Genomic DNA, 12,238 nt, shown 5'->3' with positions numbered 1-12,238 from the left:
AGGAGTTCAGTTACCATGCGACACAGATGTCGAGTGCCTCAGTTGGGGAAGCCCGCTGACCAAAGAAAGGCCCTGCTGAGGGCTTTAACTACGGAGTTAATCCGCCACGGACAAATCAAGACCACTAAGGCTAGAGCTAAAGCCGTGCGTTCTGAGGTAGACCGCATGATTACCCTAGCTAAGGATGGTTCCTTGGCCGCCCGTCGTCGGGCCCTGGGCTATATGTATGACAAACCTACAGTCCACGCTTTGTTCGCCGACGCCCCCAGCCGCTATAAAGATAGGGATGGGGGCTATACCCGCATTATTAGAACCCTGCGTCGCCGGGGTGACAATGCGGAAATGGCTGTGATTGAATTGGTCTAGTTAGACTTTTTGTATTGATGCATTCTTCTCCTTCTGCTGGTGAACAAAGGGTTGCTCTGGTAATGCAATATCTGGGCACCCATTTCCATGGCTGGCAACGTCAATCTAGTTTTTCTTCTATCCAGGAGGAAGTGGAGTTGGCGATCGCCAAGGTGGTGGGGCAGCCCGTCACTCTCCATGGTGCCGGGAGAACAGACGCAGGGGTCCATGCGGCGGCCCAGGTGGCCCATTTTGACGACCCAGTGGGACATATTCCTCCCCACCGCTGGAGTAAAATTCTTAATGGTCATTTGCCCCAAGACATCATAGTTAGGGGGTCAGCGGCGGTGGATGGCCATTGGCACGCCCGCTTTTCTGCTCTGTGGCGACGGTATCGTTACAGCATTTATACAGATCAATGGCCTAATCTGTTCACCGATCAGTTCAGTTGGCATTACTATCGTTTTCCTCTCCAGGAGAAGACCATACAAGCTGCCATGGAACCATTGCTAGGAAAACATCACCTAGCGGCCTTCCACCGAGCGGGGTCAGCCCGACGCCATTCCTGGGTGGAAGTACAGGGGGTTGAATGTTACCGCCGGGGGCCCATGGTCTATTTGGAAATCCAAGCCAATGGTTTTCTCTACGGCATGGTGCGCTTATTGGTGGGCATGCTGGTGGAAGTGGGCTCTGGACAACGCAGTCTGACTGACTTCAATGATATTTGGGTTAATCAGCGGCGAGATCTGGTCAAATATGCTGCCCCGGCCAAAGGTTTGTGCCTACTACGGGTCGGTTATGAAAATTTTCCCTTGCCTGATTCCCTTTGGTTTGATAGTCAACCACTGTGGCAATTCACAGGCTAGCCAAGCCAAATTAGCAAGGCAAATAATTATGTCCCGTTATTAAGCGGGGGTATTTTTGAAAACTATGAACAAAACTGTATTACCAACCATCGACAACCTAAGCCACAAATGGTACGTCATTGATGCCGAAGGTCAACGCCTTGGCCGTCTGGCTACCGAAGTAGCCACCATTCTGCGGGGCAAAAATAAGCCTACCTTTACTCCCCACATGGACACCGGTGATTTTGTCATTATTATTAATGCGGAAAAAATAGAAGTTACCGGCAGAAAACGGGAGCAAAAACTGTATCGTCGCCATTCTGGCCGTCCCGGTGGGATGAAGGAAGAGACCTTTGAAAAACTCCAAGTTCGTCTACCGGAAAGAATTGTCGAAAGTGCTGTGCGGGGAATGTTGCCCAAAAATAGCCTCGGTCGTAAGTTGTTCACCAAGCTAAAAGTCTACGCTGGCCCGAGCCATCCCCACGCGGCCCAACAGCCAGAAACCCTTGTTATCAATACCATTCCTGCAGGAGCTAACTAATGCAAGCTAACGATTCTAGCAACAAAGTCGTCTATTGGGGCACCGGCCGTCGTAAAGCGGCGATCGCCAGGGTACGTCTAGTGCCCGGTCAAGGGGAAGTGATTGTTAACGGCAAGCCTGGGGAAATTTACTTTAACCGCATTGCCAACTACATCCAAAGTTTGAAAGCTCCCCTCGAAACCCTGGGCTTGGAAGGGGAATACAATATTTTGGTTAATGCCCATGGTGGCGGTCTAACTGGCCAAGCCGATGCCGTGAAACTTGGTGTGGCCCGGGCCCTGTGCCAACTTTCCCCCGAAAATCGTCAACCCTTGAAAGCGGAAGGCTATCTCACCCGGGATCCCCGGGCGAAAGAACGGAAAAAATACGGTCTTCACAAAGCCCGTAAAGCCCCTCAGTACTCCAAACGTTAATTGGAGATTCGGATTTACCCCTCTATTGGAATTATTAGGACTGACCATGCCCAAAGCTGATATTCACCCCACCTGGTATCCCGATGCCAAAGTCACCTGTAACGGAGAGGTGATTATGACCGTTGGTTCCACCAAGCCAGAAATCAACGTAGAGATCTGGTCTGGCAACCATCCCTTCTACACCGGTACCCAGAAAATTATCGATACCGAAGGCCGTGTTGACCGCTTTATGCGTAAGTATGGCATGAAGGAAAAAACCGCCGGAGACAAACAAGATAAGAAAAAGAAATAGGCAAGCCAATTTTTTCTTTTCCCTGGAATTCTTCTTGAGTCTGCCTTTGGGAAAATTAGACCTTAACTTAATGACTTTTTAGAGTCTTTTTCAGCCAGGCTTTTTCACGGTCTGGCTTTTTGCTGGCTAGGAAAGCTCCGCTCAAGGTCGGTAAATACCCCATTGCAGATTATGAGAGAAACTTATAGGATTGTTAACATAAGTTTACAAAGTGAATTGTATGTTAATTGCCGCCTGCGCTTTCCTAGTCCTAGGTTTTGCCCTATTCCAACAACTCCGGCCCAGTGTCGCCCCCCAGGCGATCGCCATCAGAGTTGAGCATAGTGACCGTCGTTACTAGAGTTGCCAGCAAAAACTAATTCTTGCCCCAGGAGCAGTCCATGGTAGTGTCCCAAAATTTTATTCAACTATTAAAAAAAGAATTTTCACTGTCAGCGGAGCAAATTGCCTGGGGACTGAAACAAACCGAGGCCATGCCCTCCTATCTACCAGTCATTTTTTGGCAGTATGGTCTAATCAATACCTCCCAGTTGGATCGTCTCTTGGATCATTGGGGTTAGGTCGCTAAAAAACAAAAAAAATTTTCGCAGTGGGATCGACTCTTTTATTCTGTCCAAATTTTGAAATGGAATAAGACGACTTCTCGGCTAAGACCTCGTATTTCAAGGGTTTTGCTGATTTTCAAGTGCCAATCTAAATTGAAATAACTGCAACTATCCTGTTATCGTCAAGGTTACAGTAGGGGAATCAAGGGGTCTACCAAAGGGAAAAGGACAGTAAATGTTGACATCAAATCCCAAAAGTGCAATAGTGATAGTTTGTGTGAACTTTCTTATAATAAAAGCTCTTGGCTAACGTTATTGTTATCGGCGCTCAGTGGGGCGACGAGGGAAAAGGTAAAATCACCGACTTATTAAGTCGATCAGCGGATGTGGTGGTGCGGCCCCAGGGGGGAGTAAACGCGGGCCACACAATTGTGGTTAACGATCAGACTTTTAAGCTCCACCTCATTCCTTCGGGCATTCTCTATCCAGATACAGAATGTATCATCGGCTCGGGGACAGTCATTGACCCTAAAGTCCTATTGCAGGAATTTGACCAATTGGAAGCATTAGATGTTTCCCTCGATCGCCTGTATATTTCCCAAACTGCCCATGTGACCATGCCCTTCCACCGTCTCCTAGACCAGGCGTCGGAGGAGAAAAGGGGAGAGCATAAAATTGGCACCACTGGGCGAGGAATTGGTCCCACCTACGCCGATAAATCAGAGCGCATGGGAATTCGGGTGGTGGATTTAATGAACCCCGAAATTCTCCGGAAAAAATTGCTTTGGACCGTTGAATATAAAAATGTCGTTTTAGATAAACTCTACGACCTGCCTCCCCTAGACCCGGAAACGGTGATCGCGGAATATACCACCTATGCCGATCGCCTAAGGTCCCATGTGGTGGACAGTTCTCTGAAAATTTACGAAGCTATACACCAAAGGAAAAATATTCTCTTTGAAGGAGCCCAGGGCACCCTCCTAGACCTGGACCATGGCACCTACCCCTACGTCACCTCATCTAACCCCATTGCGGGGGGAGCTTGTGTGGGCGCTGGCATCGGTCCCACCATGATTGATCGAGTCATCGGTGTAGCCAAAGCCTATACCACTAGGGTCGGGGAGGGCCCCTTTCCCACGGAATTGGATGGAGAACTAAACCAACATCTTTGTGACCGAGGAGCGGAATTTGGCACCACCACTGGTCGGCGGCGACGCTGTGGCTGGTTTGATGGGGTGATTGGGCGCTATGCCGTGCGTATTAACGGCTTAGATTGTTTGGCCATCACCAAACTAGACGTGCTGGACCAACTGGAGGAAATTAAGGTTTGTGTTGCCTACGAACTAGATGGCAAAACCTGTGACCATTTTCCCGGCAACGCGGCAGAATTTGCCCGGTGTCAGCCCATCTATAAAACCCTCCCTGGGTGGCAATGTTCCACAGAAGAATGTCGTACCCTGGAGGACTTACCCCCCCAGGCCCTGGATTATTTGAAGTTCCTAGCGGAATTAATGGAGGTACCGATCGCCATTGTTTCCCTAGGGGCCAGTCGGGATCAGACAATTATTGTCGAAGACCCCATCCATGGGCCAAAGCGAGCTTTACTCTATGCCAACGGCGATCCGGTAGCTTGACGTGGCCCAAAATTGCCTTTCCTTTGTTAACCCTGATTATTATTTTTACGAGTATTACCATGGCCCTTTCCATTGAATGTCAACAACGTCCCGAAAAAGTTAATCCTAGAGCTTTGCGTCGGGAAGGCTTAATCCCCGCGACCCTCTATGGACACAATGGTGCAGAATCCATTTCCCTAGTGGTGGATCATAAAACCGCCATCACCATGTTGCGGAGTGTGACTGTTAAAGAAACCCCCATTGAAGTTAAAATCCCCCATCTTTCCTGGGAAGGGGAAGCCGTAGTGCAGGAGATTCAGTGCCATCCTTGGCGCCGGAATCTTTACCACTTGGCTTTTTTTGCCGGTAAAAAATAACGGTATCCCCTAGGTTCCTGGGGATGATGAAACACGTTAGAAAGCATTGGAAAAAATAGTTGGGTTGGGGATGTTGACGGACTTTGTCCAAATCTTAACCCTGAATTTGCGATTCCCCTTAGTCGGCCAGATTAGGGGGAGTTTTTTATTGGCAGCTTAATGAGTTTTTACCCCATGGTGAATTGTTGTGGGTTGCGGGGGACAGTGGTACAGTGGCAGACTGGACTAAAAATAATCTCCCACAAGATTTTTCCATGCGCATCCTGATCATTGGCGCCACCGGTACCATCGGCAAGGCTATTGTCACCAGTCTTCAAGGTAAACACGAAGTGTTACAGGCCAGTCGCCAGGGCAGTCATTTTTCGGTAGACCTCACTGATCCAGCGTCTATCCAGGCTTTGATTGAACAGGTAGGGGTATTAAACGCTATCGTTTCGGCAGCAGGGGAAACTCGGTTGAAGCCCCTGGCCGGTTTGACGGACCAAGATTTTGAATTTTGCATAGGCAGTAAACTCATGGGACAGGTCAATCTGATCCGCTATGGTTTACAGGCGCTGACGGACAATGGTTGTATTACTGTTACGTCCGGGGTTTTGTCCCAAAAACCCATTCCCGGGGGCAGTGCTGTCAGTCTCACCAATGCTGGGTTGGAAGGCTTTGTGCGGGCAGCGGCATTGGAAGCCCCGAGAGGAATTCGCATTAACGTTGTTAGTCCTCCCTGGGTCAACGAAACCTTGCTCTCACTAGGAATGCCCCTGGGCAACGGATTACCAGCCGCAACAGTGGCCCAAGCCTATGTTCATAGCTTAGAAGGCACTATGACAGGAGAAGTGCTCTATCCGTAGTAACCATATCTTGGTTTACTCTTACCCCATCATGGATTGGAGATAATTTTCCAGTCCAGAATTACTGATAAGCCATTGCTGGGACTCTAACCAGTCAATTTGTTCTTCTGTTTCTTCAAGAATTTCCGACAACACATCCCGGCTTACATAGTCCCGTTGGGTTTCAAAGAAGGCAATGCTGTTAACTAAACCATCCCTAATGCCTTGGTTCATGGTCAGATCATTGCCCAGGATTTCCGGTACCGTCTCGCCGATGAGAAGTTTTTCCAAATTTTGGAGATTGGGGAGTCCTTCCAAAAATAAAACCCGCTCGATCAGGCTATCGGCCTGCTTCATTGCCTTGATGGATACTTTATATTCGTACTGATTAAGTGCGTTCAGCCCCCAATTTTTGCACATGCGAGCATGGAGAAAATATTGGTTAATCGCAGTAAGTTGTAGCTTTAACGCTTGGTTGAGATGTTGTCTGACTTCCAGGTTGCCTTCCATGTTGTTATCCTCTGATGTGCAGTTTTGTTTGATGTTGTTGTTTCCATTTTTACCCATTCACGGTCCGACGACGGAGTTATTTACTGCGACAGCAATAAATTGTTTAAATTGTTTTAATGTTTTACCCCTGGGAAAATTGCCTTTTTCTCAAAGGAAGTGTCCCTCTCTGACCTTAAACTGAACCAATATGGCTGATTTGTTTGTCGGTGCCCCAGTTCGTTTAATTGCCCGTCCCCCCTATTTGAAAACCGCTGATCCCATGCCCATGCTCCGTCCTCCGGATTTATTGGCGATCGCCGCGGAGGGAATGGTGGTAGACCGTCGACCGGCTGGCTATTGGGGAGTAAAGTTTGACCGGGGCACTTTTCTGTTGGAAAGCCAGTATTTGGAAGTGATTCGGCCGCAGGAAGAAAAAACGGAAGTCTCGGATTAAGAACGCCGAGTAAACGACCAAGTTTAATCTAAAAATATGGCATTAACTGTAAATCGCCTTTTTTTAGCAATTTTGACCATAGCCAGCTTCAGCCTTAGTGGAGGTTATGGATATGTTCCCGTTCCCATTGCGATCGCCGCTAACGCCCCAGAACTGTCAGCAAAGGTGCCCAATTATTTGGATAAAATCCAATTTCCTCTAGGGGTTATCGATGTCTATGGATTGATGGGCCCAGAGGATGGTAAACGTTCCCAAGGCTATGAATTTTGTGTTGTGCCCGAGAAAAAAAGTGAAGTTTTGGCCATCGATCCCTCACTCACATTTTCCTCTAGCCCTGGTCGCATCGGTTGTCCCCAGGAACAATTACTGTGCCTAGGAGATACCCAGCAACCAAATTGGCAGGCCATTCTCTTTGCCCTGGCCCGGTTGAGTTACATAGAAAAAATCTTGCCCCACTGGGGAGAATAGAAGCCCCTATTTGACAAATGTTTCTGGCCAAGGGACAGGGGAAGCATCTAGTGCAAGGGATACCTTTCCGTTAAGATGGTTAACGCTGAACAATTGAGCGCATTGCTAACCAGGCGGCCACGCGACAGCCCCAAGCTGTCCCCCGTTTTGCTGGCGATCGGCCGTTGACCCAGCACGAAAACTCTTCTTTTATAGTTAAAGGTATTGTAATGAATCAAGAAATTTTTGAAAAAGTTAAAAAAATCGTCGTGGAACAGTTGGAAGTGGATCCTGACAAAGTGACCCCCGATGCCACCTTTGCCGAAGATTTAGGGGCTGATTCCCTCGATACAGTGGAATTGGTCATGGCCCTGGAAGAAGAGTTTGATATTGAAATTCCCGATGAAGTGGCGGAAACCATTGATACCGTGGGTAAAGCCGTTGAGCATATCGAAAGTAAATAAATTCTGGCCATAGCCCCGACTCCCCCCATAGATCTTTGGAGCCGAGTTCTCGGACGGTTTAAGCCACTGTTTAGGACTGCCCCAATGCCGGTTTTGGGTTTATCAGTTTGCCCCTCGGGCTAGGCCCTGGCCCCGTCGCTGTATCTTTGCGGAGAACTCCAGGGGAGTCCCCTCCCCGATTTTATCTATTAAGTACCATGGCAAATTTGGAAAAGAAACGTGTTGTTGTAACGGGATTGGGAGCCATCACCCCCATCGGTAATACTCTCCAAGACTATTGGCAAGGCTTAATGGAGGGTCGTAACGGCATTGGCCCCATTACCCGTTTCGATGCTAGTAACCAAGCCTGCCGTTTTGGAGGGGAAGTAAAGGATTTTGATGCTACCCAGTTTCTTGACCGCAAAGAAGCTAAACGGATGGACCGGTTTTGCCATTTTGCTGTTTGTGCCAGTCAACAGGCAATTAATGATGCTAAGTTGGTGATTAACGAACTCAATGCCGATGAAATCGGGGTATTGATTGGCACGGGCATTGGTGGTTTGAAGGTGCTGGAAGATCAACAAACCATTCTGTTGGATAAGGGTCCTAGCCGTTGCAGTCCTTTTATGATCCCGATGATGATCGCCAACATGGCCTCTGGGTTAACCGCCATCAACTTAGGGGCCAAGGGTCCCAATAACTGTACGGTGACGGCCTGTGCGGCGGGTTCCAATGCCATTGGAGATGCGTTTCGTTTGGTACAAAATGGCTATGCTAAGGCCATGATTTGCGGTGGTACGGAAGCGGCCATTACCCCGCTGAGCTATGCAGGTTTTGCTTCGGCCCGGGCTTTATCTTTCCGCAATGATGATCCCCTCCATGCCAGTCGTCCCTTCGATAAGGACCGGGATGGTTTTGTGATGGGGGAAGGATCGGGAATTTTGATCCTAGAAGAATTGGAATCCGCCTTGGCCCGGGGAGCAAAGATTTATGGGGAAATGGTGGGCTATGCCATGACCTGTGATGCCTATCACATTACCGCCCCAGTGCCGGATGGTCGGGGAGCTACCAGGGCGATCGCCTTAGCCCTGAAAGATGGGAACTTGAAACCGGAAGCGGTGAGCTACATTAATGCCCATGGCACCAGTACCCCGGCTAACGATGTGACTGAAACCCGGGCCATTAAACAGGCGTTGGGAAATCATGCCTATAACATTGCCGTTAGTTCTACTAAATCCATGACTGGTCACCTGTTGGGCGGCTCCGGAGGTATCGAAGCCGTGGCCACCGTAATGGCGATCGCCGAAGATAAGGTACCCCCCACCATTAATTTGGAGAACCCCGACCCTGAGTGTGATTTGGATTATGTGCCGGGGCAGAGTCGGGCTTTAATAGTGGATGTAGCCTTATCCAATTCCTTTGGTTTTGGTGGCCATAACGTCACCTTAGCTTTCAAAAAATATCAATAGCCCACCGAAAAATTTCCCGAACCGTGGGAAGATGGTAGCAATTTGGCCTGCCTTGGCCCCTACCATTACCGCCCCCCGGTGGATATTGACCCAATTATTGCTAGTTTATTTTTCCAAACATTATGGTCGTTGCTACCCAGTCCTTAGACGAACTTTCTATTAATGCCATTCGCTTTTTAGCCGTTGACGCCATTGAAAAGGCCAAATCTGGCCACCCTGGTTTGCCCATGGGAGCCGCTCCTATGGCCTTTACCCTGTGGAACAAGTTCATGAAGTTCAATCCCAAGAACCCCAAGTGGTTCAATCGGGACCGCTTTGTGTTGTCCGCCGGCCATGGCTCCATGTTGCAGTATGCCCTGCTCTATCTGCTGGGTTATGACAGTGTGACCATCGAAGACATTAAACAGTTCCGTCAATGGGAATCTTCTACCCCCGGTCACCCGGAGAATTTTCTCACTGCTGGAGTAGAAGTCACCACCGGCCCCTTGGGTCAAGGCATTGCTAATGGTGTGGGTTTAGCACTGGCGGAAGCCCATTTGGCTGCCACCTACAACAAGCCTGATGCCACCATTGTGGACCATTACACCTATGTGATTCTGGGGGATGGTTGCAATATGGAAGGTATTTCCGGGGAAGCCGCTTCCATTGCAGGGCATTGGGGTTTGGGTAAATTAATCGCCCTCTATGATGACAATCATATTTCCATTGATGGTTCCACCGATGTGGCCTTCACCGAAGATGTGAGCAAGCGTTTTGAAGCCTACGGTTGGCACGTACTCCATGTCGAAGATGGCAATACCGATTTGGCGGCGATCGCCAAGGCTATTGAGGAAGCCAAGGCCGTAACCGATAAACCTTCTATGATCAAAGTCACCACCATCATTGGTTACGGTGCGCCCAATAAATCTGATACCGCGGGCATCCATGGGGCTGCTTTGGGCACTGATGAAGTGGCCGCCACCCGCAAAAACTTGGGTTGGGATTATGCTCCCTTTGAAGTGCCCCAGGAGGTGTTGGACTACACTCGCAAAGCCATTGAACGGGGAGCCAGCTACGAAGCGGAATGGAACCAAGCCTTTGCCCAATACAAAATCAAATATCCCACTGAAGCGGCCGCCTTTGAACGGCAACTGAGCGGTGCTTTACCGGAAGGTTGGGACAAAACCCTAGCTAGCTTTACCCCCGATCAAAAGGGTTTGGCCACCCGGAAATATTCCGAGGAATGTCTCAATGCGTTGGCCCCCGTATTACCAGAGTTAATTGGTGGTTCGGCGGATTTAACCCACTCCAACCTAACGGAACTTCACTGCTCTGGGGATTTCCAAAAAGGAGCTTATCAAAACCGTAACGTCCACTTTGGGGTACGGGAACATGCCATGGGGGCTATCTGTAACGGTATTGCTCTCCACGGTTCTGGGTTACTACCCTTCGGTGCTACCTTCCTAATTTTCACCGATTACATGCGGGCCGCCATTCGCCTTTCGGCCCTTTCCGAGGCAGGGGTAATTTGGGTCATGACCCACGACTCCATTGGTCAAGGGGAAGATGGTCCCACCCACCAACCCATTGAAGTGCTGGCTTCCCTCCGGGCTATTCCCAACTTGACTGTGATTCGTCCTGCCGATGGCAATGAAACCTCCGGTGCCTACAAAGTGGCGATCGCCAAAGCGAAGGAAAATGCCCCCACCCTGTTATCTTTGACCCGGCAGGCGGTGCCCAATTTACCTGGAACTTCCATTGATGCCGTGGCTAAAGGTGCCTACACCATTGTTGATTCTGAAGGGGCTCCTGAGTTAATCTTGTTAGGTACGGGTTCCGAAGTACAACTTTGTGTGGCTGCTGCTGAAAAGTTGGCCGTTGAGGGCAAAAAAGTCCGGGTAGTTTCCATGCCTTCCTGGGAACTGTTTGAAGCCCAGGATGCCGCCTACAAAGAGTCAGTGTTGCCAAAAGCTGTCACCAAACGTCTTTCCGTAGAAGCCGCCACCAACTTTGGTTGGCACAAATATGTGGGCACGGAAGGAGATACAGTTAGTATTGAAACATTTGGTGCCTCAGCGCCCGGCGGGGTTTGCCTCGAGAAATTTGGTTTCAGCGTTGACAATGTGCTGGCCAAAGCTAAAACTCTCCTGAGCTAGTCCATCGCCCCCAAGCTTAAAACTCCTCACTGTCCCCTCTCCTAATTGTTAGGGGGCTTTTTTTTGTCCAGAAAAGATCGACCGGTGTGAAAATTTAACGGAGGCAATACCTTAAAATAAGGTAAACAACTGTGAAGAAACTTAAAGAAAAACTCTATGGCTGTCCATTTGCCGTCTTCTGCTACCCGTTTCAGCAAAAATTTTGTCTGGCTTTTGGCCGCTAGTTTATCTTTAATGCTGTGGTGGGGCCCGGCGAGTCCGGCCCAGGCGGTGAATAATCCCGAGTTGTTGCCGGAGGAAAAAACTCCCGTGGTGGATCTGGCCAACTTTTTACCGGAAATCCAAGAAGCTCAGTTAATCGACGATCTAAATAGTTTTGAAGTAGAAACGGGATGGAAATTGCGGGTGTTAACCCAGTACGACCGGAGTCCAGGGCGGGCGGTGATTCCTTTTTGGGGCCTAGACGACAAAAGTATTTTATTGGTGGCCGATGCGAGGGGGGGGAATTTATTAGCCTTTAGTATCGGGGATGCAGTGTATGAGCTGATGCCCCGCACCTTTTGGATTGAGATGCAGGCTCGTTTCGGTAATATGTACTACATTCGAGATAATGGCGAAAATCTAGCTATCACCGAAGCGCTGGAAACAGTTAAAGGTTGTTTGCTCAAAGGTGGTTGTAATGTGGTGCCTGGACTACCCAGGGAACAGTGGATTTTAACCTTGGTAACTTCCATTGTGGGGGGATTGATTTTTGGCTTTGCGGCCATTCCCCGATCGCCGAATCAGACCTTTGCGTGGCAATGGGTGTTGATTATGTCGCCCCTGTGGGGAATTCTGGTCATCGCCTTTGGCATTGGCCCCGTTGTCACCCGCACCAGTGATTTTTTGCCTCTGTTCCGCAATTTAATGGGCTTTAGCCTGGGTGCCCTGGTAGCTTACCTTTCTCCTATGTTTAGCCAGATCAACAACAATCCCCAAACTTAAGCATTCAGCCAGGGTGACTATG

Annotated in this window: 16 protein-coding genes; 15 read left to right on the top strand and 1 reads right to left on the bottom strand. The window is 49.3% G+C overall.

What is annotated here, in order from left to right:
• Positions 1-15: 15 nt before the first annotated feature.
• From rplQ to BWK47_RS03855, 9 genes are all read left to right on the top strand, one after another.
• Complete coding sequence (gene rplQ, locus BWK47_RS03895) at positions 16-366, top strand: 50S ribosomal protein L17 (RefSeq protein WP_010871954.1); 351 nt, start codon at positions 16-18, stop codon at positions 364-366.
• Positions 367-383: 17 nt separating this feature from the next.
• Positions 384-1,211: a tRNA pseudouridine(38-40) synthase TruA gene (truA, locus tag BWK47_RS03890; protein WP_162327645.1), complete on the top strand. Its 828-nt coding sequence runs from the start codon at positions 384-386 to the stop codon at positions 1,209-1,211.
• A gap of 64 nt (positions 1,212-1,275) precedes the next feature.
• Positions 1,276-1,731, top strand: a complete 456-nt coding sequence (gene rplM, locus BWK47_RS03885) for a 50S ribosomal protein L13 (protein ID WP_162327644.1) — start codon at positions 1,276-1,278, stop codon at positions 1,729-1,731.
• Positions 1,731-2,144, top strand: coding sequence for a 30S ribosomal protein S9 (gene rpsI / locus BWK47_RS03880; protein ID WP_010871951.1), 414 nt, complete (start codon positions 1,731-1,733; stop codon positions 2,142-2,144). Before rplM ends, rpsI begins: the two co-directional genes overlap by 1 nt.
• 46 nt (positions 2,145-2,190) lie before the next feature.
• Positions 2,191-2,436, top strand: coding sequence for a 50S ribosomal protein L31 (gene rpmE, locus BWK47_RS03875; protein ID WP_162327643.1), 246 nt, complete (start codon positions 2,191-2,193; stop codon positions 2,434-2,436).
• A 380-nt stretch (positions 2,437-2,816) separates the two neighbouring features.
• The gene (locus BWK47_RS03870) at positions 2,817-2,996 is read left to right on the top strand and encodes a DUF2949 domain-containing protein (RefSeq protein ID WP_162327642.1); all 180 of its coding nucleotides are present in this window, start codon (positions 2,817-2,819) and stop codon (positions 2,994-2,996) included.
• Positions 2,997-3,283: 287 nt separating this feature from the next.
• Entirely contained in the window at positions 3,284-4,615 is a 1,332-nt protein-coding gene (locus tag BWK47_RS03865; protein WP_162327641.1) for an adenylosuccinate synthase, read from the top strand.
• Positions 4,616-4,638: 23 nt separating this feature from the next.
• Positions 4,639-4,971, top strand: a complete 333-nt coding sequence (rplY, locus tag BWK47_RS03860; protein WP_223211343.1) for a 50S ribosomal protein L25 — start codon at positions 4,639-4,641, stop codon at positions 4,969-4,971.
• Positions 4,972-5,225: 254 nt separating this feature from the next.
• Positions 5,226-5,816, top strand: coding sequence for a short chain dehydrogenase (locus BWK47_RS03855; RefSeq protein ID WP_041425929.1), 591 nt, complete (start codon positions 5,226-5,228; stop codon positions 5,814-5,816).
• 21 nt (positions 5,817-5,837) lie between these two features.
• On the opposite strand, the gene bfr is transcribed toward BWK47_RS03855, so the two are convergent.
• Complete coding sequence (bfr, locus tag BWK47_RS03850; RefSeq protein ID WP_204250462.1) at positions 5,838-6,305, bottom strand: bacterioferritin; 468 nt, start codon at positions 6,303-6,305, stop codon at positions 5,838-5,840.
• Positions 6,306-6,492: 187 nt separating this feature from the next.
• Here bfr and sipA point away from each other — a divergent pair, with 187 nt between their 5' ends.
• The 6 genes from sipA (at position 6,493) to BWK47_RS03820 (ending at position 12,216) form a co-directional block, all read left to right on the top strand.
• Complete coding sequence (sipA, locus tag BWK47_RS03845) at positions 6,493-6,738, top strand: regulatory protein SipA (RefSeq protein WP_010871944.1); 246 nt, start codon at positions 6,493-6,495, stop codon at positions 6,736-6,738.
• A 36-nt stretch (positions 6,739-6,774) separates the two neighbouring features.
• Complete coding sequence (locus BWK47_RS03840; RefSeq protein ID WP_162327639.1) at positions 6,775-7,206, top strand: hypothetical protein; 432 nt, start codon at positions 6,775-6,777, stop codon at positions 7,204-7,206.
• 209 nt (positions 7,207-7,415) lie between these two features.
• The gene (acpP, locus tag BWK47_RS03835) at positions 7,416-7,649 is read left to right on the top strand and encodes an acyl carrier protein (protein WP_010871942.1); all 234 of its coding nucleotides are present in this window, start codon (positions 7,416-7,418) and stop codon (positions 7,647-7,649) included.
• 197 nt (positions 7,650-7,846) lie between these two features.
• Positions 7,847-9,097: a beta-ketoacyl-ACP synthase II gene (fabF, locus tag BWK47_RS03830; RefSeq protein ID WP_162327638.1), complete on the top strand. Its 1,251-nt coding sequence runs from the start codon at positions 7,847-7,849 to the stop codon at positions 9,095-9,097.
• A gap of 122 nt (positions 9,098-9,219) precedes the next feature.
• A complete protein-coding gene (gene tkt, locus BWK47_RS03825; protein ID WP_162327637.1) occupies positions 9,220-11,232 on the top strand; it encodes a transketolase in 2,013 nt (670 codons plus the stop codon).
• Between the two features lie 156 nt (positions 11,233-11,388).
• Positions 11,389-12,216: a TPM domain-containing protein gene (locus BWK47_RS03820; protein WP_162327636.1), complete on the top strand. Its 828-nt coding sequence runs from the start codon at positions 11,389-11,391 to the stop codon at positions 12,214-12,216.
• The last annotated feature ends 22 nt before the right edge of the window (positions 12,217-12,238 follow it).

The organism is Synechocystis sp. CACIAM 05 (assembly GCF_010222815.1).
Classification (GTDB): domain Bacteria; phylum Cyanobacteriota; class Cyanobacteriia; order Cyanobacteriales; family Microcystaceae; genus Synechocystis.
The sequence above is the reverse complement of the archived record's forward strand: the minus strand, read 5'-3'. Positions and strand labels throughout refer to the sequence as shown.